The 24,125-nt window shown below is 60.9% G+C and carries 21 protein-coding genes; 6 read left to right on the top strand and 15 right to left on the bottom strand.

Annotated elements, in window-relative coordinates; translation table 11 throughout:
* Nucleotides 1-25: 25 nt before the first annotated feature.
* The 3 genes from QQJ86_RS03855 to QQJ86_RS03845 all read left to right on the top strand — a co-directional run bounded on the left by QQJ86_RS03855 (nt 26) and on the right by QQJ86_RS03845 (nt 5,565).
* Complete coding sequence (locus QQJ86_RS03855) at nt 26-1,585, top strand: GH39 family glycosyl hydrolase (RefSeq protein WP_284319592.1); 1,560 nt, start codon at nt 26-28, stop codon at nt 1,583-1,585.
* A gap of 312 nt (nt 1,586-1,897) precedes the next feature.
* Nucleotides 1,898-4,078 (top strand): alpha-L-rhamnosidase-related protein, encoded by a 2,181-nt coding sequence (locus tag QQJ86_RS03850; protein ID WP_284319591.1) that lies wholly within the window; start codon nt 1,898-1,900, stop codon nt 4,076-4,078.
* Entirely contained in the window at nt 4,075-5,565 is a 1,491-nt protein-coding gene (locus QQJ86_RS03845) for an MFS transporter (RefSeq protein WP_284319590.1), read from the top strand. Before QQJ86_RS03850 ends, QQJ86_RS03845 begins: the two co-directional genes overlap by 4 nt.
* Nucleotides 5,566-5,613: 48 nt before the next feature.
* On the opposite strand, the gene QQJ86_RS03840 is transcribed toward QQJ86_RS03845, so the two are convergent.
* The 5 genes from QQJ86_RS03840 to polA form a co-directional block, all read right to left on the bottom strand.
* Nucleotides 5,614-6,894, bottom strand: a complete 1,281-nt coding sequence (locus QQJ86_RS03840) for an RNA polymerase sigma factor (RefSeq protein ID WP_284319589.1) — start codon at nt 6,892-6,894, stop codon at nt 5,614-5,616.
* A 49-nt stretch (nt 6,895-6,943) separates the two neighbouring features.
* A complete protein-coding gene (locus tag QQJ86_RS03835) occupies nt 6,944-7,360 on the bottom strand; it encodes a YciI family protein (RefSeq protein WP_284319588.1) in 417 nt (138 codons plus the stop codon).
* An 11-nt stretch (nt 7,361-7,371) separates the two neighbouring features.
* Nucleotides 7,372-7,785 (bottom strand): VOC family protein, encoded by a 414-nt coding sequence (locus QQJ86_RS03830; protein ID WP_284319587.1) that lies wholly within the window; start codon nt 7,783-7,785, stop codon nt 7,372-7,374.
* 142 nt (nt 7,786-7,927) lie between these two features.
* Nucleotides 7,928-8,962 carry a LacI family DNA-binding transcriptional regulator gene (locus QQJ86_RS03825; protein WP_284319688.1) on the bottom strand — a complete coding sequence of 345 codons (1,035 nt, stop codon included), beginning with the start codon at nt 8,960-8,962 and terminating at the stop codon, nt 7,928-7,930.
* A gap of 376 nt (nt 8,963-9,338) precedes the next feature.
* Entirely contained in the window at nt 9,339-12,086 is a 2,748-nt protein-coding gene (gene polA, locus QQJ86_RS03820) for a DNA polymerase I (protein ID WP_284319586.1), read from the bottom strand.
* Between the two features lie 136 nt (nt 12,087-12,222).
* On the opposite strand from polA, the gene QQJ86_RS03815 reads away from it, so the two are divergent.
* Together QQJ86_RS03815 and QQJ86_RS03810 are read left to right on the top strand one after the other, a co-directional pair.
* Nucleotides 12,223-12,768 carry a DUF2782 domain-containing protein gene (locus QQJ86_RS03815; protein WP_284319585.1) on the top strand — a complete coding sequence of 182 codons (546 nt, stop codon included), beginning with the start codon at nt 12,223-12,225 and terminating at the stop codon, nt 12,766-12,768.
* 295 nt (nt 12,769-13,063) lie between these two features.
* Nucleotides 13,064-13,495 carry an EamA family transporter gene (locus QQJ86_RS03810; protein WP_284319584.1) on the top strand — a complete coding sequence of 144 codons (432 nt, stop codon included), beginning with the start codon at nt 13,064-13,066 and terminating at the stop codon, nt 13,493-13,495.
* A 16-nt stretch (nt 13,496-13,511) separates the two neighbouring features.
* On the opposite strand, the gene QQJ86_RS03805 is transcribed toward QQJ86_RS03810, so the two are convergent.
* Nucleotides 13,512-14,219 (bottom strand): glutathione S-transferase, encoded by a 708-nt coding sequence (locus tag QQJ86_RS03805; RefSeq protein WP_284319583.1) that lies wholly within the window; start codon nt 14,217-14,219, stop codon nt 13,512-13,514.
* A 110-nt stretch (nt 14,220-14,329) separates the two neighbouring features.
* Nucleotides 14,330-15,250 carry a LysR family transcriptional regulator gene (locus tag QQJ86_RS03800; protein ID WP_284319582.1) on the bottom strand — a complete coding sequence of 307 codons (921 nt, stop codon included), beginning with the start codon at nt 15,248-15,250 and terminating at the stop codon, nt 14,330-14,332.
* Between the two features lie 94 nt (nt 15,251-15,344).
* Between QQJ86_RS03800 and QQJ86_RS03795 the strand changes: the two genes are divergently transcribed.
* On the top strand, nt 15,345-16,355 hold the full coding sequence (locus QQJ86_RS03795) for a bile acid:sodium symporter family protein (protein WP_284319581.1): 1,011 nt from the start codon (nt 15,345-15,347) through the stop codon (nt 16,353-16,355).
* Between the two features lie 90 nt (nt 16,356-16,445).
* Here the strand turns inward: QQJ86_RS03795 and purH are convergent, their stop codons facing one another.
* The 8 genes from purH to QQJ86_RS03755 all read right to left on the bottom strand — a co-directional run bounded on the left by purH (nt 16,446) and on the right by QQJ86_RS03755 (nt 24,113).
* On the bottom strand, nt 16,446-18,050 hold the full coding sequence (gene purH, locus QQJ86_RS03790; protein ID WP_284319580.1) for a bifunctional phosphoribosylaminoimidazolecarboxamide formyltransferase/IMP cyclohydrolase: 1,605 nt from the start codon (nt 18,048-18,050) through the stop codon (nt 16,446-16,448).
* Nucleotides 18,051-18,163: 113 nt separating this feature from the next.
* A complete protein-coding gene (locus tag QQJ86_RS03785; protein WP_284319579.1) occupies nt 18,164-18,451 on the bottom strand; it encodes a helix-turn-helix domain-containing protein in 288 nt (95 codons plus the stop codon).
* Between the two features lie 512 nt (nt 18,452-18,963).
* Complete coding sequence (locus QQJ86_RS03780) at nt 18,964-19,752, bottom strand: zinc-ribbon and DUF3426 domain-containing protein (protein WP_284319578.1); 789 nt, start codon at nt 19,750-19,752, stop codon at nt 18,964-18,966.
* Between the two features lie 160 nt (nt 19,753-19,912).
* Entirely contained in the window at nt 19,913-20,815 is a 903-nt protein-coding gene (gene prmA, locus QQJ86_RS03775; RefSeq protein WP_284319577.1) for a 50S ribosomal protein L11 methyltransferase, read from the bottom strand.
* Between the two features lie 222 nt (nt 20,816-21,037).
* Complete coding sequence (accC, locus tag QQJ86_RS03770; protein ID WP_284319576.1) at nt 21,038-22,411, bottom strand: acetyl-CoA carboxylase biotin carboxylase subunit; 1,374 nt, start codon at nt 22,409-22,411, stop codon at nt 21,038-21,040.
* Between the two features lie 15 nt (nt 22,412-22,426).
* A complete protein-coding gene (accB, locus tag QQJ86_RS03765) occupies nt 22,427-22,891 on the bottom strand; it encodes an acetyl-CoA carboxylase biotin carboxyl carrier protein (RefSeq protein WP_284319575.1) in 465 nt (154 codons plus the stop codon).
* Between the two features lie 84 nt (nt 22,892-22,975).
* On the bottom strand, nt 22,976-23,428 hold the full coding sequence (gene aroQ / locus QQJ86_RS03760; RefSeq protein WP_284319574.1) for a type II 3-dehydroquinate dehydratase: 453 nt from the start codon (nt 23,426-23,428) through the stop codon (nt 22,976-22,978).
* Nucleotides 23,429-23,570: 142 nt separating this feature from the next.
* The gene (locus tag QQJ86_RS03755; protein WP_284319573.1) at nt 23,571-24,113 is read right to left on the bottom strand and encodes a TlpA disulfide reductase family protein; all 543 of its coding nucleotides are present in this window, start codon (nt 24,111-24,113) and stop codon (nt 23,571-23,573) included.
* Between the last annotated feature and the right edge of the window lie 12 nt (nt 24,114-24,125).

Genomic DNA, 24,125 nt, shown 5'->3' with positions numbered 1-24,125 from the left:
GTCGGTAAAGCCTCAAGGAATCACCATGCCCCATCACGCCATGCTACGCCGCACTGCATCAAGGATCGGTCTTGCCGTCCTGCTGGCTTTCGGGGGCGCCCATGCTGCAACGCCGCCTTCGCCCGACACCGTCACGCTCAAGGTGGACGCCACGGCGAAGGGTGCAGCCTTTCCGCATTTCTGGGAGCAGATGTTCGGTTCGGGGCGCGCATCACTCGCGCTGCGGGACGACTACCGCAAGGACATCGAAGCCGTGCATGAAGCGACGGGTTTCGGCTATGTGCGCTTCCACGGCATCTTCGATCGCGACGTGGGCTTAGTGCGCCGCGATAAGGATGGCCACATTGCCTACAACTTCTCCTACGTCGACCAGATCTACGACGGCCTGCTGGAGCGAGGCATCAAGCCGTTCGTCGAGCTGGGCTTCATGCCGCCGGAACTGAGTTCCGATCCGTCGCAGCAGCATGATTTCTGGTACCACCCGAACGTGATGCCGCCGAAGGATTACGCCGAGTGGGACGCAATGATCCACGCCTTCGCTGAGCATTTGATTGCGCGCTACGGCATCGACGAAGTGGCCAGCTGGTACTTCGAGGTATGGAACGAACCCAACCTCGCCTTCTGGGGCGGCAAGCCGGAGCAGTCCACCTACTACACGTTGTATGACCACACCGCGCGTACGCTGAAGGCGGTCAATCTGCGCTTGCGCGTCGGCGGCCCGGCGACGGCACAAGCAGCCTGGGTGCCGGATTTTCTCAAGCACGTGCACGATGCGAAGGTACCGGCGGATTTCGTGAGCACGCATGTCTATGGCGACGACACGGCGCAGAACGTGTTCAAGACGGAGGAAAACATTCCGCGTGCCGACATGGTATGTCGTTCGGTCGACAAGGTGCATCGCGAGATCGCCGCATCGCCGTTTCCGAAGATGCCGCTGATCTTCAGCGAGTACAACGCTTCGTACGCCAATCTGCCGAACGTTACCGACACGGTTTACATGGGCCCGTGGATGGCGAACACGATCCGCGAATGCGCCGGCAAGGTGGAGATCATGAGCTACTGGAGCTTCTCCGATGTGTTCGAGGAGCAGGGCGTGGTGCGCAATCCGTTCTACGGCGGCTTCGGCTTAGTTGCGGCCGATCGCATCCCGAAGCCCGCGTACAACGCATTTGCGATGCTGCATCGCTTGGGTAACACGCGCCTGCCCGTGTCTTCCGATAGCGCGCTGGCTACGCGTCGTGATGATGGCACGGTAGTGCTGGCGCTGTGGAACTATGCGCCGCCAGTGGGTGACACCGATACGTACACCAAGGGCGAGCCGCAAGGTTCGATGAAACACTTTGATATCGATGTGTCGCATCTGGGCGCGGATGCCAAGGCGACTATGTGGCGTGTGGATGAAAATCACGGCAATGCCCTCGCAACCTTCGACGCCATGGGGCGTCCAGATTTCCCCAGTCGCGAGCAAATCGCGCAGTTGCGCGCGGCAGGCAAGGCGGCTGAACCGGAATCGCTAACGCTCGAACACGGTCGCTTGCGCGTTGATATTCCGCCGCAGGGGTTAGTTGTCCTTGAACTACATTGAGTACGAGATGTAGCTCCCTCCCCTGCTTGCAGGGGAGGGTTGGGTTGGGGTGAGCGCTTGCATGAGACATTCCCGCAAGTGTTCACCCCTTCCCGACCTCCCCCTGCAAGCAGGGGGAGGAGAATGCTGTGGTGAAGAAAGCACATCATATGAATACGTATGCACAACCCCGCCACAAGCCGCTGGGTTGCCTACCATGCGTGATCACCCCTGCAGAACCCTACTCGTGCTGCAGTCGCAGCATGTCCATCGCTTCGCGTCATGACATAACCAGAGGGAGAATCAGTTGAATCACCCATTCGCGGAGCGTGCATGCTGAGCGTTGCAATGATGGCGGCCCTGGCTGCGGGCGTCCAAGGGGATACATGGCGTGACGACATTGCCTGGCGTGGCGCGCAGGCACATATGAGCACCACAAGTGACGGACACTTCACCCTGACCGGCCCGTTCGGTAAGCGCGATATCGCGGTGCAGCGCATGCGCGCGGAAACCGCAAGCCCGATGTTCGACGGCCTGTTCGCCATGGCGCAAGACGAACTGGCCCAGGATTCGGTTACGGCGATCAACGATCCTGCGTTCGATCATGGCCAGCCGATACCGTGCACCTGCTTCGTGACGGGTGTGAAGTGGCCGTACGTGTGGACGCGCGACCTGTCCTATTCGATCGATCTTGGCTTGTGGAAATTCGATCCGCAGCGCGCGCGCAACGGCTTGAATTTTAAGCTGTCGGACGTGCGCGATCCTGCACGGCAACAAGGCCTGTATGTGATGCAGGACACCGGTTCGGGCGGCAGTTGGCCGATCAGCACCGACCGCGTGGCGTGGTTCCTCGGCGCGCAGCATCTGCTCGATGACAAGGCTTTTGCCGATAATGTGTATCGCGCCTTGAACGACACCTTGACGCAGGATCGGCAGTACGCCTTCGATGCGGACATGGGGTTGTATCGCGGCGAAACATCTTTCCTCGACTGGCGTGAGCAAACCTATCCGGCGTGGACGGCCGACAATGTTGTATTCATCGCGCAATCGTTCGCATTGTCCACCAACGTGCTGCACTATCAGTCGCTGCAGCTTGCTTCGCGTTTGGCGAAAGCGCACGGCGATAGCGCCAAGGTGAAGCGCTATGAGGAACAAGCCGCCGCCTTGAAAGCCGCAATCAATGCGCATTTCTGGCGCAAGGATCGCGGCATGTACATGAGTTACATCGATGGTGACGGTACGCCTTACGACACCTACGATCTGCTTGGTACCGCATTGGCGATTACCAGCGGTGTCGCCGAAGGCGAGGCCGCGCACATCGCGTTGGCGAACTATCCGACGTGGCCCGCCGGGAGTCCGGTGATCTGGCCTGAGCGTGCTGATCAGCCGGTCTATCACAATCGTGCGATCTGGCCATTCGTCAGCGCGTATGCCTTGCGTGCCGCGCGTGTCGTGAATGATCCAGCACGCATTGCGCACGAGCTGCGTTCGATCATGCGCGGCGCTGCGATCGCTGGCTCCAACATGGAGAACTATGAGCTTGCCACGCAGTCCACACATGTCGACGAAGGCAAGCTCAGCGGCCCAGTGGTCGATTCGCCGCGCCAGTTATGGTCGGTAGCGGCGTATCTGGACATGGTGAGCGAAGGTGTTTTCGGTCTCGCGCCCGATGGATGGATCGAACCCAAGTTGCCGGTTTCCCTGGTACCCATGCTGTTCGGCGAGCGCGACAGCATCAGTCTCACGATGCCTGACCGCACCATCACCCTGCGCCGTCCGCACGCATTGCAGGGCGATCTGCTGGTAGCCGATACCACCAAGCAGCATGGAACGGAAACGGTAGTGACGTTGAAGGTGATCGATGTGTCGGTCATTCCTTTGCGTACCGAGGCGCCACTGTATGCACCCGCAGCGCCCGATGCGCCTTCGATCGAGAAAGACAATAGAGGCTGGCGTGTAGAGGCTGACGGCAAAGTAGTGCTGTATGCCGATGGACAACGTGTCGGCCGCATCGATGGCAGCACGTACATCGCGCAAGGTGCGCAGCCGCCCTGTGTGAGCGTAACGCGCGTGGACGAGCACGGCATCGAATCGCTGCACAGTCCAACGGTTTGTGGCGGAGAGCCCGTAGCCATCGGTGACGGTTGGCCGCGGTCGTGGACTGCACCCGTTTCCGGCCGCTATCGCATCACGCTGCGCTATGAAAATAATCATGGCCCCATCAACACCGGCGTCACTGCAGCGGTAAAGATGCTGGTGGCCCATTGCGGTGACACCACGCCGCAGCGCGTGCCGATCGTGATGCCGCATAGCATGGGCGAGCAATCATCCACGTATGGTGTGATCACCGCGAACGCTGGCGCTGTGTGCCGCTTCGAGCTGGAACAAGGCTTCAACATGAGCGACCTTAGCCATTTCGCGCATTACACGGGCGGCAAGGGCGGTAGCGAAGGGCCGCTCAATGATGCACGCATTGGCGATCTCATCATCATGCCAGCCGCAGGTGCGCCATGAATCGCAAACCGAACCTGTCGTTCTGGCAGATCTGGAACATGTGCTTTGGTTTCCTCGGCATCCAGTTTGCCTTTGCGTTGCAGAACGCCAACGTCAGCCGCATCTTCCAGACGCTGGGTGCGAGCGTGGCGGATATTCCGATGCTGTGGATCGCCGCGCCGCTCACCGGGCTGATCGTGCAGCCGTTGATCGGTTATGCCTCCGATCGCACCTGGGGGCGACTGGGGCGTCGTCGTCCTTACTTTCTTGCCGGCGCTGTGCTCGCAACATTGGGTTTGCTGTGGATGCCCAATTCGGGAGTGCTGTGGATGGCCGCGATGCTGCTGTGGGTGATGGATGCGTCGATCAACGTGTCGATGGAGCCTTTCCGTGCTTTTGTGGGCGATCAGTTGCCGACCGGACAACGGCCGCTGGGCTACGCGATGCAGAGCTTCTTTATCGGCTTGGGTGCGGTGGTGGCTTCGCTGTTGCCTTATCTGCTGGCACATCTAGGTGTAAGCAACGTGGCCGGCCCTGGTGGCATTCCCGCTACGGTGCGTGATGCGTTCTACATAGGTGGTGCCGTGCTGTTGGGTTCGGTGTTGTGGACGGTGTTGTCCACGCGGGAATATCCACCCGATCAACTTCGCGTGTTCGATGATGCGGTGAAAGCCGAGCCGGCGGAAGTCAATCGATCCAGTGCGCGCAATCTCGGCTTGATCTGGCTGGCGGTGGGTGTGCTGGGCATATGGCTGGTGTATGCCTGCCGTTTGGAACACGAGCTGTATCTGTTGGCCGGCGGCCTAGTCGCATTCGGGCTGGCGCAACTGTGGTTGAACGTGGCGCACGGTGGCGGTGTGCTCACGCAAGTGATGACCGACGTGCACACCATGCCACGCGAGATGCGTCGTTTGGCGCTGGTGCAATTCTTCTCATGGTTCGCGATGTTCGCGATGTGGATCTACACCACCGCAGGCGTGGCGCAGGTGCACTTCGGTAGCAGCGACCCGCATTCGGAGGCGTACAACAATGGCGCCAACTGGGTGGGTGTGCTGTTCGCCGCTTACAACGGATTCGCAGCAGTAGCTGCGCTAGTGATTCCACTGATGGTGCGCCGTTGGGGACTGCGCGTGAGCCATCTGATCAATCTGTGGCTGGGTGGTACGGGATTGATCTTGTTTTTGCTGATTCGCGATCCGAACTGGCTGCTGCTGCCGATGGTGGGCGTGGGTTTTGCGTGGGCGTCGATTCTTTCCCTGCCTTATGCGCTGCTATCGGACAACCTGCCGGCAGAGAAGATGGGCGTGTACATGGGCATCTTCAATTTCTTCGTGGTGATTCCGCAGTTGCTTGCGGCTAGCGTGCTGGGCATGTTGTTGCGCGTGTTTTTTCACGGGCAACCGATTTATGCGTTGGCGATGGGTGGAGCGAGTTTGCTGGTGGCGGGGTTGAGTGTGTTGCGGGTGAAGGAGCCGGTGTTGTCAGGCTCTTTATCGCCATCGGCGTGACGAGAAGTTTGAGTTTGCCTAATCGTCATTCCGGCGAAGCAAGAATGATCAATCTGGCGAGCGCATGGCATCGGCGCACGCTGCTGCACGCCGCTGCAAGAAATGCCGTTCACGCACATTGCGCGCCATGGATGCCGCGCGCTCGAATTCATCCCTCGCTTCCGCATGACGCTGCAGCCGGCTGAGCAGATCACCGCGCACGCTGGGCAGCAAGTGATAGTTGCGTAGCAGTGGTTCATCCGACAGCGCATCGATCAAGGCGAGGCCCGCTGCAGGCCCCGACGCCATCGAAACCGCCACGGCACGATTGAGCTCAACTACCGGCGATGGCAGCACCTGCGTCAGTTCGGCATAGAGCGCGGCGATGCGGTTCCAGTCAGTCGCGTCCGCAGTACGTGCGCGCGCATGACAGGCCGCAATGGCTGCCTGCAGTGCGTAAGGCGTACGCGCGCCGCCAAGTTTTTCGGCGCGCTCCAAAGCAGTAAGTCCGCGACGGATGAGCAGCGGGTCCCACAGGCTGCGATCCTGGTCAGGCAACAGAATCGGTTCACCGGCAGCGGTGGTGCGCGCGCGCAAGCGCGATGCCTGGATTTCCATCAAGGCCAGCAGGCCAAACACTTCCGGTTCCTGCGGCGCGAGTCCGGCCAGCACGCGGCCGACACGCATCGCTTCGTTGCACAGCTCCGGACGAATCCAGTCGTCGCCCGAGGTGGCGGCGTAGCCTTCGTTGAAGATCAGGTAGATCACTTCGAGCACGGAAGCGAGTCGTTCGTCGCGCTCCTCGCCGCGCGGCACTTCGAAAGGAATCTGCTTTTCGGCCAGCGTGCGCTTGGCGCGCACGATGCGTTGCGAGATGGTGGGTTCGGGCACCAGGAATGCGCGTGCGATTTCGTCGGTGGTCAAGCCACCGAGCAAGCGCAAGGTGAGCGCCGCGCGTGCCTCGGCAGAGAGCACCGGGTGGCAGGCGGTGAAGATCAGCCTGAGCAGGTCGTCGCCGATATCGTCGTCGAGCATGGTTTCCAGCTCCGACTTGCTGTCGACAGCGTCGCTTTCGGATTCGTAGGCGAGGGATTCATGCTTGCGCTCGATCAGCTTTTTCCGGCGCAGCAGGTCGATGGCGCGGTGCTTGGCCGTGGTCATCAACCACGCACCGGGGTTGTCCGGCACGCCGCTTTCCGGCCAGCGTTCGAGCGCGGTGACCAGCGCATCCTGCGCCAGTTCCTCCGCCAGCCCCACGTCGCGCACCATGCGCGCGAGGCCGGCAATGAGCCGGGCCGATTCGATACGCCATACTGCGTCGATCGTGCGATGGATGTCGGTGGCCGTCATGGCCACCGATCACAGCACTTGCTTCGGCGCGGCGCAAGTTCATAACGTCTCAACTGGCAGCCGGTCGACGTGGATCGTCGAAGCCTTCGGCAGCCTTGCGTAACTCAGGCGGAAATTCCGTCATTTCGAACACCTGACGGACCTCGATCGTATTACCGGCCCCGATGGGGCAGCGCGATGCCCAGGCGATGGCTTCATCACGAGAGCCTACGTCGATGATCCAGTAACCGCCCACTACTTCTTTGGCTTCAGCGAAGGGACCGTCGACGACTCGCACCTTGCCATCGACGATACTCACGCGCGCACCGGCCGAGGGCGGGTGAAGGCCGTCCAGCGCAAGCAGCACACCGGCTTCCTGCAGCGATTTATTGAATCGCATCATCTGCTCGACTGCTTCGGCGCTTGGCAGCGCATCGGGCGCCGCATTGCATTGGTCGGCGGGGAACATCAACATCATGAAACGCATGGCGGTACTCCTTATTGCTGAGGCGGGATGATCACCATCCAGTTGATGCCGAAGCGGTCGACCACCATGCCGAAGTAGGGCGAGAAGAATGTCTGGCTCAACGGCATGTTTACGTGGCCGCCATCGGCCAGCGCGGCGAATGCGTGGTCAGCTTCAGCGTTGGTCTTCACTGTGAGCGACAGTGAGAAACCCTGGAACTTCGTCTCCTTGTTCAAGCAGTCGTCGGAAGCCAGCAGCTCCGTATCGCCGATGGTGATGCTGCTGTACATGATGTGCTCGCCGTCGGCATTTGCGCCGGGGCCATCGCTCGGCGGCGCTTCCTTGTAGCGCATCTTGGCGTTGACCTTGGCGCCGAGGTGTTTCTCGTAGTAGTTGATGGCTTCTTCGCAGCGGCCGTTGAAGAACAGATAGGGCTGGATGTACATGGGGCTTCCTCCGTGGCTTGAGTGGGTCTTTCGAAATGAAGACGAAGCAGGAGGAGCGAAATCGACATGATGTCGTCGCCTGGCATACGGAGGCGGCACATGGATGCGTCCGGCTTTCGCCGGGGCGACGGGGGTGGGGTGTTTAGCGGGTGCCGAACTGGCTGGAGCGCCGTACCACCAGCTTCACCGGCAGCAGACGCGTCTCCACCGGCTCGCGGCGGATCAGCCGCAACAGGTTGTCGACCAGGGTCTCGCCGGCCAGCTTGGTGTCCTGCAGGACGGTGGTCAGCGGCGGATTAAGGAAGCGGGCCATCGGAATATCGTCGAAGCCGGCCACCGCCATCTGTTCGGGTACCGTGATGTTGCGGTCGGCCAAGGCGCGCATGGCGCCGATCGCGATCAGGTCGCTTGCGGCGAATACGGCATCGAACGGAACTTTGCGCTGAAGCAGCGCTTCCAGCGCATCGTAGCCGGCCTGCTCGGTGCTTTCGTCGGCATCCACCTGCAGGTCGGCGTCAGCCTGGATGCCGGCTGCCTGCAGCGCGGCCACATAACCACGGTAGCGGTCGAAGAACTCGGGATAGTGGCTGGAGGCATCGCCGAGGAAGGCGATACGCCGGCAACCCTGTTCCAGCAGATGGGCTGCCACCGCCTGTCCGCCCTGTAAGTTGTCGCAACCGATGGACACGTCCGGTTGATCTGGCAGCACCGCACCCCAGCGCACGGAGCGTGTGCCCTGAGCGACCAGCTTCTGCAGTTTGTCGCGATAGGCCAGGTAGTCGCCATAACCCAGCAGGATGATGCCGTCGGCTTTTTTGGTGTCGGCGTAGTCCGCGTGCCAGTCGTCGGACAACTGCTGGAACGAGATCAACAAATCATAGCCGCGCAAGGCGCAGGCTCGGGTGATCGAACCCAGCATCGACAGGAAGAACGGATTGATGTGCGAGTCGTCAGCGGTGGGATCTTCGAACAGCAGCAACGCCAAGGTGCCCGAGTGCTGCGAGCGCAGGTTCGAGGCGTTCTTGTCCACCTTGTAGTTGAGCTGGTCGGCAGCAGCCTTGATACGTTGCCGCGTCTCCTCGCTAACCAACGGACTGCCGCGCAAGGCCCGCGAAACCGTGGATTGCGAGACCCCGGTCAGATGGGCAATGTCGAAGGAAGTGGGTTTCCCTTTGATCTGCACTGCTGCGCAACTCTTTTGCTTCGGGCAACCGGCGGGCGGCGGCCGTCCCGTAACGGCATCCTAACGGTTGAATCGGCGCATGTCCTGACGCAGGGCAAGAAAAAGCCGAAATCAGATAAGAAAAGGCCCCGCGAACTTTAGGGGGAAGTCCGCGGGGCCGGGGAATCGGAGACCCAGGGGAGAGGTCCGACTCCGGTTGGCGACCCAGGGAGGTGGGCGCCGGGGGATGCCGTTGCGTGCATCCAAAGCGTTAGAACACCGCGAGACCGGAAAAGTTGCACGAAGCGGTGCAGAAAATCGGATTTGGTTAGCGGGGATTCATGCGTGCGACACTTCCTCTCCCGCTGGGGAGGGGAAGTGGAAAGTGGGATCAATGCGCCTCATCCCAGTTCTTGCCCACGCCCACATCCACCACCAGCGGAACGCGCAATTCCGCCGCGCCTGACATGCGTTGGCGGATCGCATCGCGGACCGTGTCGACGGCATCCGCGCGGACTTCGAACACCAGTTCGTCATGCACTTGCATCAGCATGTGCGCGTCGTCGCGCCCCTTCAACCAGGCGGCCACGGCAATCATGGCGCGCTTGATGATGTCAGCAGCGGTGCCTTGCATCGGCGCGTTGACGGCGGCGCGTTCGGCACCGGCGCGCAACGCCTGATTGCGTGAACTTAGATTTTCCAGATAGAGGCGCCGGCCGAACAGGGTTTCGACATAGCCATCGCGATGCGCGCGTTCGCGCGTGGCGTCCATAAAGGCGTGCACGCCGGGATAGCGCGAAAAATAGCGCGCCATATAGTCGCTGGCCTCACCACGGTCGACGCCGAGCTGGCGCGCCAGGCCGAACGCGCTCATGCCATACATCAGCCCGAAGTTGATCGCCTTGGCAGCGCGGCGTTGGTTGTTGGTGACGGCATCAGGCTCCAGACCAAACACTTCCGCAGCCGTGGCGCGATGGATGTCGCCGCCTTCGTGGAACGCGCGCAGCAGGCCTTCGTCGCCGGACAGGTGCGCCATGATGCGCAGTTCGATCTGCGAATAGTCCGCCGCCATCACCCGCCAGCCTTCCGGTGCGATGAACGCCTGGCGGATGCGCCGGCCTTCCTCGGTGCGCACGGGAATGTTTTGCAGGTTCGGATCGGTGGACGAAATGCGCCCTGTCGCCACCGCGCCCTGGTGGTAGCTGGTGTGCACACGGCCCGTGCGCGGATTGACGATCTCCGCGAGCTTTTCCGTGTAAGTGGAGCGCAGCTTGGCCAAACCGCGGTAATCGAGGATCAGGCGCGGCAGCGCATGCTCCTCGGCGATCGCTTCAAGCGCTTCTTCGTTGGTGGAAGGTTGGCCGGTGGGTGTTTTCAGTTTTGCCGGCAGGCCAAGCTCATCGAACAGGATCGCTTGCAATTGCTTGGGCGAATCGAGGTTGAATTCGCGTCCGGCCGATTTCCACGCGTCCTGCTGCAACTCGTGCATGCGTTTGCCGAGCTGCTGGCTTTGCTTGCGCAATTCGTTGACGTCGATCAGCACGCCGTGCTGTTCCATGCCGGCCAGCACGGGTACCAGCGGTATTTCGATGTCTTCGTAGACCTTGCGCAGCTTCGGCTCGCCTTCCAGCAACGGCCACAGTGCGTGATGCAAGCGCAGAGTGACATCGGCATCTTCGGCGGCGTAGCGGCAAGCGGTATCCAGATCGACCTGCGAGAAGGAAATCTGCTTGGCGCCTTTGCCGGCAACCTCCTCGTATTTCACTGTGTCGTAGCCGAGGTATTTCTTCGCCAGCGAATCCATGTCGTGCCGTGTGGCGGTGGCGTTCCACACGTAGGATTCGAGCATGGTGTCGTGCGCCAGCCCCTGCACGACGATGCCGTAGTGCGACAGGATGTTCATGTCGTACTTGGCGTGCTGTCCCACTTTCGGACGCTTTGGATCTTCGAAAATGGGCTTCAGCGCAGCGAGTACCTTGTCGCGCGGCAATTGCGCCGGAGCGCCGGGATAGTCGTGGCTAAGCGGGATATAGCACGCATAACCGGGTTGTACGGAGAGACTGATGCCCACCACGTCCGCCTGCATCGAATCGAGGCTGGTGGTTTCGGTGTCGAAGGCGATCAGCGGTGCCTCGTGCACACGTGCGAGCCATGCATCGAATTGCGTCTGTGTGGTGACGAGTTCGTAGTGGCCCTGCGCGGCGAGTTCTACCGAAGGTTCGGAAGGCGTTGCGTGCGCAGGTTTGGCGATGGCTTCTGTGGCCGGGGGCGATGATGTCGTGACGGCTTCTGCCGTTGCACTGTCCAGTTCTTTAAGCGCAGCTTTGAATTCATAGCGCGTGTACAACTCGCGCAGCGCGTCGACGTCGCGTTCGCGCAGGGCAAGCTGCGGCACGGTGAAGTCCAGCGGTACGTCAGTCTTGATCGTCACCAGTTGGCGCGAGAGGGGCAGGGCGGGCAGTGCTTCACGCAGGTACTCGCCGATCTTGCCGCCGACTTTGTCGGCGTTGGCCATCACGCCATCGAGCGAGCCGTATTCGGCAAGCCATTTCGCTGCGGTCTTGGGGCCGCATTTGGTGACGCCGGGAACATTGTCGACGGTGTCGCCGGTAAGGCTGAGGAAGTCGACAATCTGCTCAGGAGGTACACCGAATTTATCCACCACGCCGGCGCTGTCCATGCTGGTGTTGGTCATCGTGTTGATCAGCGTGATGCCGGGGCGCACCAGCTGCGCGAGATCCTTGTCGCCCGTGGAAATCAGAACATCGATGCCATGTTCGTGCGCCTGCGTGGCGAGCGTGCCGATGACATCGTCGGCTTCCACGCCTGTGACGCGCAGAATCGGAAAGCCCAGTGCGCCGACGATCTTCAGCATCGGCTCGATCTGCGCGCGCAGATCGTCCGGCATCGGCGGGCGATTCGCCTTGTACTTCTCGTACAGCACGTTGCGGAAGGTGGGGCCGGGGGCATCCGAGACGAACGCCACGTAATCGGGCTTCTCCTTCAATGTCGTGCGCAGCATGTTGACCACGCCGAACAGTGCACCCGTGGGTTCACCCTGCGCGTTGCTGAGCGGCGGCAGCGCGTGGAAGGCACGGTAGAGGTACGACGAGCCGTCGATGAGCGTGAGTTTTGGCATGCCGGGATTCTACGGGAACGACGTGAGGAGAGCAGGGAACATATGTGGGGACACAAGGTCTTGATGGCACCTGGCCATTCACTGCCGGGCGAAGCGCCCACTGTTATGCTTTAAGCCCCCGACGAGGTCCCCTGTCATGAAACACGCAGCCTGTTTGCTCGCCCTTTCGCTTCTGGCCGCTCCGTCGGCTTTCGCGCAGACTTCGTCCTCTTCGTCGGCCACGCCGCACTTCGCGCCGGCACCACCACCGCCAGGCATGAACGATCCGGGTGTGAATCCCGCCAGGGAGCCGGCCTCGGCGAGCACCAGCAGCAAGCCTGTTTCCAGCCCGGCCGAATTGGAGCCGAGTCATATGCCAGGCAAGCCGATTCCGGTGCCACGGGTGGCGGGTACACCAGCGCCAGCTTCTCACGCTCACGATGCCAACGGCCAGCAGCCACCGGATGTGTCCGTGCGTCAGGAAGGTGAGAACACCATCCAGGAATATCGCCAGAACGGCCGCGTCTACATGGTCGTGGTGACGCCCAAGCATGGGCCGACACAGACATACAACGTGGACGAGAACGGCTACATGTTCGATCCGATCAGCCGTACGCGGGTGAAACCGGTTGAATACAAGATCATGCAGTGGGGCAACAGCAAGCCAGCATCCGCTTCATCGACAGAAGACAACGGGCAGTGACACGGGGTGCTCTGATCTATTCCACGTACCCGTCACCGCACTGTATGCGCGTCTCGCTGCGCTCCGGTGGTGAAGGCAGGCTGGCTGTCTGTCGAGACGCCGAGGCGCAGCGAGACGCGCATACAGTGCGGCCCCAACATCTTGAATTTAAGGTTTGGGGTGACGTTCAGAAGGCCCGCAGGCCGCGTCGCGCGGCTTGCACAGACGGCCAGTCTGCCCTACGTCACGCAACACACCCTGCGGGCCTTCTGAACGTCATGCCGGGTGCGTGGAATAGATCAGAGCGCCCCCACGCATGAACCTGCGCGAAAGCTGGCTGCTGTTCGCCATCGGCTCGGCGTTCTTCGCCGCGCTGACCGCGCTGTTCGGCAAGCTTGGCGTGGCGGGTATCAATTCCAATCTCGCCACGTTCATTCGCACCGTAGTGATCCTTGTCGTGACCGCGGGCATTCTCAGTTTGCGTTCGGAATGGGCGAAGCCCTCCGGGCTGCCGTGGCATAGCTGGGTATTCCTGGTGCTTTCGGGTATCGCCACCGGTCTTTCGTGGCTGTGTTATTACCGCGCACTGCAATTGGGGCCGGTGAGCAAAGTCGCGCCGATCGACAAACTCAGCGTGGCGATGGCGATCGTGTTTGGCTTGCTGGTGCTCGGTGAAAAGCCAAGCTGGCCAGTGCTGATCGGCGGTGTGCTGATCGTCGCTGGCTCGCTGGTGATCGCGCTGTTTTGAATCTTGCCTCGCAGACTCAGCGCGCATCCAGTTCGGGGTAATGGCGAAAGATGCCTTCTTCGTTGAAAGGAATGCGTCGTGGCGAGGCTAGGTATGCGGCAATATTCGGTCGTTCCGCGATGCGCTTGGCTAGTGCGCGCAAGCGCGGAATGCGCTTTTGCGTGCGACGCATGGCGTTGGGAAACGCGTAATCGAGTCCGGCGACGAGCTGGAATAGCGACAGATCAATGTACGAATGGCGAGAAAGCGCCTGCCGCCCATTGCCGCGTTCAAGCACTTGCTCGAAATAATCCAGGAATTTCGGCAGCCGTTCGTCACGGAACACTTGCGCACGTTTGCGCGCAGGGGTGCGCTGCTCTTCGTAGTATTGGCTAGCGGCAATGGGGTGATGCGTATCGTGGATTTCCACTATGAAATCAGAAATGGTCTGTTGCAGTTGCTGTGCGTAGATTTCGGCGGATAGACCACCCGGCACCAACCCAAGCCGCGGACCGAGATAAGCGAGGATGGCGGCTGTTTGCGCAATCACCATGCGGCCAGCCTTGAGGAAGGGCGGTGCGAATGGCCATGCGCCTTCGCGTTTGCCGCGCAGGAACGGCATAAGGACGTTGTCGCCGCGTTCGCGTGCTACGTCAATGTAGTCGGCGCCTGCATCTTCGAGAGCCAGGCGCACGTATTCGCCGCGACCCTGGATGCCAGTCCAATAATAGAGTTCGTAGCGCATGGCTTGTCCTCCAACAGGGTCGTTTCAACATCCGCTGCGCAAGTTGAATTTTTCGTGTAGGCCGGAGTGAGCGCAGGCTTTCCATATCGCCATCTGCATCGCGTTGGGGCCTACCCCGATTTACGTGGCCGAGGTGGCGAAAGCGCGCCCTTGGCTGCCAATTCGCGCAACCGTTCCCATACTAATGACGCCAGTGGCGAGAGCGAACGTTGGCGGCGACGGATCAACGTCACGGCGCGTTGTTCCGTGGGCGTCAGCGGACGTACGGCGAGCGTCGAAGGTGGTGAAGAAAGCATGGGCGTCACCGTCACGCCAAGACCTGCTTCCACCATGCGGAACGCCGTATGCGTATGTCCGGTCTGCTGCACGACGTTCGCTTCCACGCCGTGTTTCTGCATGGCCTGATCGATGAGTCGCCGGCTGCCGGAGGAGTAATCCAATAGCACCAGCGGTTGGCCCTGCAGCTTCTTCCATGCAACGGTCTTGTGCTGTGCGAGCGGATGATCCGGCCGGCATGCGAGGCAGAACGGATCGCGCATGATGGTCTCGCTGTCGAAATCACCCACTTCGGTTGGTTCGATGGCAATGCCGAAATCCACCTCGCCGCCGCGCACGCTGTCGAGCACGAGCGTTTGTGCTTGATCGTGCAGTTGGATGGTGAGTTCGGGATATTCGTGTGCGCAATCGGCAATACAGGCGGGCATCAGGCTGGCCGATAGTGTCGGTACCGAAGCGATGCGTATTTTGCCGCGTCGTCGTTCGCCTTCGGAGTGCACGTGATCCAGCACGCCTTCGAGTTCGTCCAGCACACGCTCGATCGCGCTTTCCAGATAACGGCCCGATTCGGTGGGAATCACTTCGCGGGTGCTGCGATCGAACAGGCGCACGCCCAGTTCGGTTTCCAGGTCGGCAACGTGCCGGCTCACTGCGGGTTGGCTGAGATGCAGATGCTCTGCCGCGCGCCGGAAATGGCGCTGCTGCGCTACGGCCAGGAACACCCGCAATTGCCGGAGGCTGATATTAATGCTCATAGTGAATCAATGAATACAATAAAGTTATTTGATTTATCAATAGTCAAGCGGTGAAATAGCCCGCACTCCCCGTTCTTCGCGCGTATCTGAAGCCATGTCCCTGCGTCGCTTCCTGCCTGATAATTTCACGCTCTGTCTTATCGCTACCGTTATCACGGCCAGCGTATTGCCATGCCGTGGCGAGGCGGCAACCGTATTCGAGTGGCTGACCAATCTGGCGATCGCGCTGCTGTTCTTCATGCACGGCGCCAAGCTCTCGCGCGAAGCCGTGGTAGCGGGCATCACGCACTGGCGCCTGCATGTGGTGGTTCTGGCCAGCACGTTCGCGCTGTTTCCGGTGTTGGGCGTGTTGTTGAAGCCATTGCTGCTGCCGCTGGTTACGCCGGCGCTGTATGTGGGCATCCTGTTTCTATGCACCTTGCCATCGACGGTGCAGTCATCGATTGCGTTCACGTCGATTGCGCGCGGAAATGTGCCCGCAGCGGTGTGCGCAGCGTCAGCGTCCAGCTTGCTCGGTATCGTCGTGACACCGTTGCTGACGGGACTGGTGCTGGAAGCGCATGGGCAGGGCGGAATGTCCTGGCATGCAGTGGGCGATATCGTGCTGCAGCTGTTCGTGCCGTTTGTAGCCGGGCAGATCACACAGCGCTGGATTGGTGATTGGATACAGCGCCACCGTCCGCTGATCGGGCTGACCGACCAAGGTTCGATTCTGTTGGTGGTGTATACCGCCTTCAGTGCGGCGGTGTTGCAGGGTCTGTGGAAGCAGTTGCCGCTGCCGGTGCTGGGCGGTTTGCTGATCGTCAACGCCGTGCTGCTTGCAGCTGCCTTGCTGATCACACGCTACGGTTCGCGCGCGCTGGGATTCAAGCGCGCGGACGAGATCACCGTTGTGTTCTGCGGTTCAAAGAAGAGCCTGGCAAGTGGCGTGCCGATGGCGAATGTGCTGTTTCCTGCACATGCGCTAGGCATGATTGTGTTGCCGATCATGCTTTTTCATCAGATGCAATTGATGACGTGCGCGGTGTTGGCGCGGCGATATGCGCAGCGCATGGATGTCGATAAGCGCAGTGCTACCCGAACGGAAGAGCTTGCCGCCGATTAACGTAGGTTGGGTTAGCGCAGCGTAACCCAACAGTTCTGCTCCGAATATGTTGGGTTACGCTGCGCTAACCCAACCTACGATCGGCCTAGATCAATGGCGGAAGTGGCGCATGCCGGTGAAGACCATGGCCATATCGTGTTCGTCCGCTGCGGCAATCACTTCTGCATCACGCATTGAGCCGCCGGGCTGGATGACGGCACGAATGCCTGCAGCTGCTGCTGCGTCGATACCATCGCGGAACGGGAAGAATGCATCGGATGCCATCACCGAGCCGCGCACTTCCAGCTTTTCGTCTGCCGCTTTGATGCCAGCGATGCGCGCGCTATACACACGGCTCATCTGGCCAGCGCCGATGCCGATGGTCTGGCGGTTGCGCGCGTAGACGATGGCGTTGCTCTTGACGTACTTGGCCACTTTCCAGGCAAAGATCAGATCGTCGATTTCTTCCTGCGTAGGCGCGCGGCGCGTGACGATCTTCAGCTCCGCGGCGGTGATCATGCCGCGATCTGCGGTCTGCATCAGCAGGCCTGAGCCAACACGGCGCAGATCGTACGCTGCTGCGCTGCTGCTAGCTTCGGCAGGTACGGGAATTTCGAGTACGCGCACATTGCCCTTCTTGGCGAAGGCCTTCAGCGCGTCGGTGGAATAAGCCGGCGCCAGCACGACTTCGATGAATTGGCGCTCTACCATCGTCTGCGCGGTAGCGGCGTCCACTTCGCGGTTGAAGGCGATGATGCCGCCAAATGCGGAAGTGGGATCGGTTTGGAAAGCCAGATCGTAGGCGCCGCCGATGCCATCAAGGCTCACCGCCACGCCGCACGGATTGGCATGCTTCACGATCACGCAAGCTGGCTTGGTGAAGCTGCGTACGCATTCCCACGCGGCATCGGCGTCGGCGATGTTGTTGAAGGAAAGTTCCTTGCCTTGCAACTGCCGGAACGTTGCCAGTGTGCCTGGTGCGGGATTGAGTTCGCGATAGAACGCAGCCTGCTGATGCGGATTCTCGCCGTAACGCAGATCCATCTGCTTCACGAAGCGGCTGTTGAGCTGGCCGGGAAAGGCATCGTGCCCGGCGATGGCATCGTGTGCATCGTTGAGCTGCACACCTGACAAGTAATCGCTGATTGCGCCGTCGTAGTTGGAAACCCGATTAAACGCAGCAACCGAGAGCTTGAAACGTGTGGCGCGGCTCAGGCCGCCATGCTGTTCGATTTCCGCCAGTGCTTCTTCGTACTGATCGGGCGAGGTGAGTACACCGACGTCGTTCCAGTTTTTTGCAGCGGAACGCAGCATGGCCGGACCGCCGATATCGATGTTCTCGATGGCTTGCTCCAGCGTGCAGTCCGGCTTGGCGACGGTTGCCTCGAACGGATATAGGTTCAGCACCAGCAGATCAATGGGCGCAATGCCCAGCTCGGCCATCACTGCATCGTCCGTGCCGCGCCGGCCAAGCAGGCCGCCATGTACCTTGGGATGCAGGGTTTTCACCCGGCCGTCCATGATCTCGGGAAAGCTGGTCAGCTCGCTGACATCCTTCACCGGTATGCCAGCATCACGCAATGCCTTGGCGCTGCCGCCGGTGGAGAGCAGTTCCACCTTTGCCGCCGCCAGGCGGCGGCCCAGTTCGATCAGTCCGGTCTTGTCGGAGACACTGATCAGGGCACGGCGGATGGGAGTGACGGCAGGTGCGGACATGACAGCTTCCAGGAGCGTGAAAGCTGTGCATTATAGCGCGATGCAGCATGCCTCGCTGAGGCGATTTGGACGGCTAAACGAAATGATTTTTGCGGCCAGCCTCGGCTGGCGAATCAGAGCAGGCCGTGCGCCGCCAGCTTCTTGCGCAACGTAGCGCGATTGATGCCCAGTACCGCTGCCGCACGGCTCTGGTTGCCATCATGGAATGCCAATACTTCACGCAGCAGAGGCCCTTCGACTTCGCGAATCACCAGTGCGTGCAACCCTTCATCGCACGACGTGTCGCCGATGTCCGCGAGATAGCGGCGTACGGTACGGCTCACGCATTCACTCAGTGCACTTTGCGACGAGGACTCGCGTACGGCCTCGTTGGCAGGCAGTCTGACGGCGTTCAAGGACATTATCCCTCACGTGCTCCACGCAACGGCTGCATAGGCCATCGCCATGTTTTGGCAGTTACCGCTTGCGCGGCGGATCGGCAGTTGCGCCACGGCATGCCTTGAACCGGAGCATCCCTTCAGCGCGAGGGATCGAGTGTACTCGTGACCGGCGACAAAATTAAGAGCCTTGCACCATGAAAACGTATGAAAACGCATAACGCCATGCCGAACAGGCACTAAGCTAGGGATGCTCTGATCGATTCCACGTACCCGTCACCGCACTGTATGCGCGCAGCGGTTTGTCGCAGCGGCGAAGGCAGACTGGCTGTCTGTCGAGACGCTGGGGCGAAGCGCTGCGCGCATACAGTGCGGCCCCAACAGTTTGAATTTCAAAGACGGGGTGACGTCCAGAAGGCCCGCACGCTGTGCCGCGCAGCTTGGCAAGACGGCCAGTCTTCCCTGCGCCGCGCAACACACCCTGCGGGCCTTCTGGACGTCATGCCGGGTACGTGGAATCGATCAGAGCATCCCTGTTACTCAAATTCCATGTCAAAGGCGACGGCCTGATGGCCTGGATCCTCTACCTCAAAGACCAAGGCTGTGCTAGCGCCCGGTGCAAGGCCGCGACGCATTGCTTCCACATCGTCGAGGTATTCATAAGGATTGAGACGGCGCATGGCGATCGTCTTGCCATTGCCGTCGGATAAGCGTATGTCCACTACCGGCCACGGTTGGGTGAACGTTGCATCGTTGCGTACTGTGGCGCTGATCAACAATGCGCCGGGAACAGTGGGATGTGTTTGCACGTCGCGTGCCAGCAAACGCAGTTTGCTGACGTCGCGTACCGGCGGCAATCGGCATTGCATGACATTGCACGCACTCTGCAGCATTGGGCCGACGGTGGAATCTGCAATCAAGGTGTCGCGCAGTGCCCATCCAAGCTGTGCCAGCAGACCAAACAGCAATAACAGGCATGCGAGCACCCATGGCCAACGGTGCGGCCGATTGGCGTGTGCATCGCGCGCGAAACGCGGTGTAACGATGAGATCGGCAAAATCATCACGCAGCTGCGTGGCTTCGCTTTCAGCAGGCTCTGGTTTGGGTTTGGGACGGTAAACCGCAGCTTCCAGGCGCGGTGGTTCCACGCCGGGTTCGTGCGAAGGCAGTTCGTTGAAAGGCTCCGGCGGCAACTGATCCGCCAGCGTCGCAATGCAATCAAAGCTTGCGCCGCAATGTCCGCACATGACAAAGCCATGCGCTTGCGCAAGCGTGCGCGCATCCACTGAAAACACAGATAGGCATTCAGGGCACTGCGTATACATGCTTGAGAGTGGCTCTTTGCGTTCGCCTCCTCTCCCTTTCGGGGAGAGGATTGAGGTGAGGGGTCGGGTCTTGCGTCATTTTTATCGAAGCGTACTTTGAATCACGTCTCATGCAAGATTGTCCCCTCACCCCAGCCCTCTCCCCGGAGGGCGGAGGGAGTCAAGTGTTGCGACGATGGCCACTGATCCTCACCCAATCCTCACGCACATCTACACGCAATGCATCGAACCACTCCGCATAGCGTGTCAGCAACTCTTCGTGCTGGCCCTGCAGGATGCCAGAGATCGCGAACGGTGCGCCTGGCTTGGCCAATCGGGCGAATTCGGGTGCCAGTTCGCCCAGCGGGCCGGCGAGAATGTTTGCAACAAAAACGTCCGCGGGTTCGCCCGCGAAATCCTCGGGCAGGAACAGCGCCTGTCGGTCGCCCACGTTGTTGCGTTCGGCATTGTCCGCAGAGGCCGTAAGCGCTTGCGGATCGTTGTCCACGCCAACGGCTGCTGTTGCGCCCAGCTTGAGCGCCGCGATCGCAAGGATGCCCGAGCCGCAGCCATAGTCGATCACGCGTTTGCCGGTGAGATCCAGGCTGTCCAACCATTCCAGGCACAGCGCGGTGGTGGGATGCGTGCCGCTGCCAAAAGCAAGGCCGGGGTCGAGCTGCACGATCACCGCATCGTCGTCGTCGGGTGGCGAGATGTTCCACGGATAAATCCACAGCCTCCGCCCGAACTGCATCGGCTGATACTGATCCATCCATGCGCGTTCCCAATCTTCGTCCTCGACGTCGCGAAAACTCAGTTGATCGGGTTCCAGCCATGGCAGCAGTTCGCCCAAGGCTTCGCTCAAGCCACGGCGATCGGCATCCGCATCGAACAGCGCATTCAAGGTGATCGTAGGCCACAACGGCAGTTCGCCCACGCCAGGTTCGAAAATCGCCTGCTCATCGGGCGTTTCGGCGTTGGCGTCGCGCAGCGTGACCGACAGCGCGCCCAGATCGTCCAGCGCCTCTTCCACGCGGGGCTGGTGTTCGGCGCGGACGATCAAAGAGAGTTCCAGCCAGGGCATCGGCGTTCCGTGAGGCGGGTGATGCAGGGATTGTCCCTCTACGATGTGGGGAGAGGGTAGGGTGGGAAGGTGAATCTTGCGACGAGGATCGCACGTTGACTCGCCGTCATCCCCGCGAAAGCGGGGATCCATTTTTCAATGCATGTATCGAGTGTTGCCTATGCGTACTCGAAAATGGATTCCCGCTTTCGCGGGAATGACGGCCGAAAAGTCAGCAATAACTCAATGCCCGCTATGCGGATGCTCCTTGCTTTCCGCCATACGCTTCTCCAGGTAGTGGATGTTCTGCCCACCCTGCTGGAAGCCGACGTCGGACATGATGCGCTGCTGCAGCGGAACATTGCACTTCACGCCTTCAATTACCGTTTCCGCCAGCGCCAAACGCATGCGTGCGATGGCGGTTTCGCGATCGGGGCCGTGCACGATCAGCTTGCCGATCATCGAATCGTAGTTCGGCGGAATCTTGTAGCCGTCGTACAGATGCGTATCCACGCGCACGCCGGGGCCGCCCGGTGCTTCGAAGCGCTTCACCGTGCCAGGCGAAGGCATGAAGGTATCGGGATCTTCCGCGTTGATGCGGCACTCGATCGCGTGACCCTGGATCTTGATGTTTTCCTGCTTCAGCGACAGCTTTTCGCCCGCCGCGATCAGCAATTGCTCGCGCACCAGATCCACGCCGGTGATCAGTTCCGTCACCGGATGTTCCACCTGGATACGCGTGTTCATCTCGATGAAGTAGAAGTGGCCGTTCTCGAACAGGAATTCGAACGTGCCGGCGCCGCGATAGCCGATGCGCAAGCAGGCATCCACGCACACCTTGCCAATCTGCGCGCGCAGTTCCGGCGTGATGCCCGGCGCCGGTGCTTCTTCGACGACTTTCTGGTGGCGGCGCTGCATCGAGCAGTCGCGTTCGCCCAGGTGGATCGCATTGCCCTGGCCATCGGCGAGCACCTGGATTTCCACGTGGCGCGGATTCTCCAGGAACTTCTCCATGTACACCTGATCGTTGCCGAACGCCGCCTTGGCTTCCTGCTTGGTCATGGTGATGGCGTTGCCCAGGTGCGCTTCAGTACGCACCACGCGCATGCCACGACCGCCGCCGCCGCCGGCGGCCTTGATGATCACGGGGTAGCCGATCTCACGCGCAATGCGCATGTTTTCTTCGACGTTGTCGCCGAGCGGGCCACCGGAACCGGGCACGCATGGCACGCCAGCGGACTTCATTGCACGGATTGCTTCCACCTTGTCGCCCATCATGCGAATCACATCGGCTGTCGGGCCGATGAAGATGAAGCCGGATTGTTCCACTTGCTCGGCGAAATCCGCGCGCTCGGCAAGAAAGCCGTAGCCGGGATGAATCGCGTTGGCGTCAGTGATTTCCGCCGCCGCAATGATGCGCGGAATGTTGAGATAGCTGTCGGTGGACGGTGCAGGGCCGATGCAGATTGCCTCATCCGCAAGACCTACGTGCTTGAGATTGCGATCCGCAGTGGAATGCACGGCCACGGTCCTGATGCCGAGGCTGTGGCACGCACGCAGAATGCGCAACGCGATTTCGCCACGATTGGCGATAACGACCTTTTCGAGCTTTTGCATAGTCGTCAGGCCGTTTTAGGCGATCACGAACATAGGCTGATCGAATTCCACAGGCTGACCGTTGTCGACCAGGATGGCCTGCACGGTGCCGCCGACGTCGGCCTCGATCTGGTTGAACATCTTCATGGCTTCGATGATGCCCAGCGTTTCGCCGGCTTTTACTTGCTGGCCGACTTTCACGAACGCGGCTGCGCCGGGACTGGCCGAGGCATAGAAGGTGCCGACCATCGGTGCCTTCACCACGTGGCCGGCCGGCAGATTGCTGCCCGCCTCGCCACCTTCGGCTGGAGCGGGCGCAGCGGCCACGGGCGCAGCCACGGCCGGGGCGGGGACGTGCATGGCGGGTGGTGCGGCGACGGTGATGGCGCCTTTGGGCACGCGCGACAGGCGCACGACTTCCTCGCCTTCCTTGATTTCCAGTTCGGCGAGGTTGGATTCCTCGAGCAGATCGATCAGTTTTTTGATCTTGCGCAGATCCATGGGGCTTGCCTTCTCAGGGTCTGGGGCCGCAGCTTCGCGGCACTGTTGTGAACGGTATGGAGTGAAAGAGAGCGATAGATCCGGCTAGCCGGCGGCTTTTTGTTCAAGTTTGGCCAGGGCCGCCTCCAGCGCCAGGTGATAGCTGGCGCTACCGAAACCGCAGATCACGCCTACGGCCAGATCGGACAGATAGGAGTGGCGGCGGAACGGCTCGCGGGCGTGCACGTTGCTCATGTGCAGCTCGATGAAGGGGATGCCCACCGCAGCCAGCGCATCGCGCAAGGCCACGCTGGTGTGAGTGAAGGCGCCGGGGTTGATCAGGATGTAGTCGACTTGTTCGTCGCGCGCCTGGTGGATGCGGCCGATCAGCTCGTGCTCGGCGTTGGACTGGTACCAGGCCAGCTCATGGCCTGCCGCATGGGCGTGCTGGGCGAGCTGGTTGTTGATGTCGGCGAGCGTTTCCCGGCCGTAGATATCGGGTTCGCGTACGCCGAGCAGGTTGAGGTTGGGTCCGTGCAGGACCAGCAGCTTCGCCATAGGCTCCAGCCATTCCCCGTGTCCAGAATCGGCGAGAGTGTGGGGGGTGACAAGAATATTGTCCAGTTCGGCGTAGATCGACGATGTTTGCCGGAGAAAGAAGATGTTAAACGTGCGGGCACGTATGGCACCGCAAACCGCGTCAGGGCCCCCTTTGCGAGAGCCAGCGGCTGAGTTGATCGGCGCTGAGCGCGCCCCGATGCACAGCCAGAATTCGGCCGTTTTCATCCAGCAACACGCTGTAGGGCAGCACCTCGTCCACGTCGCCGAAGCGCAGCGTAGTGCTGGGCGAGGCGAGTTGGCCGATCAGAATCGGGTATTGCACCGGATGCTGCGCCAGGAAAGCACGCACACGATCGGGTTCATCCATGGCGATACCGAGCACGATCGCACCCTGATCGGCGAAGTTGTGCTGAGCTTTGTCCAAGGTCGGCATCTCGGCGGCGCAGGGAACGCACCAGCTGGCCCAAAAATTCAGCAGCAGGCGCTTGCCCTGATAACCGGACAGCCGGCGTTCCCGGCCATCCAGATCCAGCAAGGCTACATCCGGGCGTAGATCGCCGACGTTCGCGACATGAACTCCGGCTGGCACGTGCGCCAGCCGGCTTTCGTGCTGCAGCCAGCCGCCGGCTATGGCGGCAAGCAGGGCAAGCGCCAGAATGAACAGGTTGGTGCGGCTCAGCATGCCTTCGAACCC

The sequence above is a fragment of the Dyella acidisoli genome (assembly GCF_030160295.1).
In the GTDB taxonomy this organism is placed as follows: domain Bacteria; phylum Pseudomonadota; class Gammaproteobacteria; order Xanthomonadales; family Rhodanobacteraceae; genus Dyella_B; species Dyella_B acidisoli.
The sequence above is the reverse complement of the archived record's forward strand: the minus strand, read 5'-3'. Positions and strand labels throughout refer to the sequence as shown.

Bases quoted from the DNA above. Each gene is read 5' to 3' on its own strand.
- QQJ86_RS03855 (WP_284319592.1), top strand. From the start codon at position 26: ATGCCCCATCACGCCATGCTACGCCGCACTGCATCAAGGATCGGTCTT.
- QQJ86_RS03850 (WP_284319591.1), top strand. From the start codon at position 1,898: ATGCTGAGCGTTGCAATGATGGCGGCCCTGGCTGCGGGCGTCCAAGGG.
- QQJ86_RS03845 (WP_284319590.1), top strand. From the start codon at position 4,075: ATGAATCGCAAACCGAACCTGTCGTTCTGGCAGATCTGGAACATGTGC.
- QQJ86_RS03840 (WP_284319589.1), bottom strand. From the start codon at position 6,894: ATGACGGCCACCGACATCCATCGCACGATCGACGCAGTATGGCGTATC.
- QQJ86_RS03835 (WP_284319588.1), bottom strand. From the start codon at position 7,360: ATGCGTTTCATGATGTTGATGTTCCCCGCCGACCAATGCAATGCGGCG.
- QQJ86_RS03830 (WP_284319587.1), bottom strand. From the start codon at position 7,785: ATGTACATCCAGCCCTATCTGTTCTTCAACGGCCGCTGCGAAGAAGCC.
- polA (WP_284319586.1), bottom strand. From the start codon at position 12,086: ATGCCAAAACTCACGCTCATCGACGGCTCGTCGTACCTCTACCGTGCC.
- QQJ86_RS03815 (WP_284319585.1), top strand. From the start codon at position 12,223: ATGAAACACGCAGCCTGTTTGCTCGCCCTTTCGCTTCTGGCCGCTCCG.
- QQJ86_RS03810 (WP_284319584.1), top strand. From the start codon at position 13,064: ATGAACCTGCGCGAAAGCTGGCTGCTGTTCGCCATCGGCTCGGCGTTC.
- QQJ86_RS03805 (WP_284319583.1), bottom strand. From the start codon at position 14,219: ATGCGCTACGAACTCTATTATTGGACTGGCATCCAGGGTCGCGGCGAA.
- QQJ86_RS03800 (WP_284319582.1), bottom strand. From the start codon at position 15,250: ATGAGCATTAATATCAGCCTCCGGCAATTGCGGGTGTTCCTGGCCGTA.
- QQJ86_RS03795 (WP_284319581.1), top strand. From the start codon at position 15,345: ATGTCCCTGCGTCGCTTCCTGCCTGATAATTTCACGCTCTGTCTTATC.
- purH (WP_284319580.1), bottom strand. From the start codon at position 18,050: ATGTCCGCACCTGCCGTCACTCCCATCCGCCGTGCCCTGATCAGTGTC.
- QQJ86_RS03785 (WP_284319579.1), bottom strand. From the start codon at position 18,451: ATGTCCTTGAACGCCGTCAGACTGCCTGCCAACGAGGCCGTACGCGAG.
- QQJ86_RS03780 (WP_284319578.1), bottom strand. From the start codon at position 19,752: ATGTATACGCAGTGCCCTGAATGCCTATCTGTGTTTTCAGTGGATGCG.
- prmA (WP_284319577.1), bottom strand. From the start codon at position 20,815: ATGCCCTGGCTGGAACTCTCTTTGATCGTCCGCGCCGAACACCAGCCC.
- accC (WP_284319576.1), bottom strand. From the start codon at position 22,411: ATGCAAAAGCTCGAAAAGGTCGTTATCGCCAATCGTGGCGAAATCGCG.
- accB (WP_284319575.1), bottom strand. From the start codon at position 22,891: ATGGATCTGCGCAAGATCAAAAAACTGATCGATCTGCTCGAGGAATCC.
- aroQ (WP_284319574.1), bottom strand. From the start codon at position 23,428: ATGGCGAAGCTGCTGGTCCTGCACGGACCCAACCTCAACCTGCTCGGC.
- QQJ86_RS03755 (WP_284319573.1), bottom strand. From the start codon at position 24,113: ATGCTGAGCCGCACCAACCTGTTCATTCTGGCGCTTGCCCTGCTTGCC.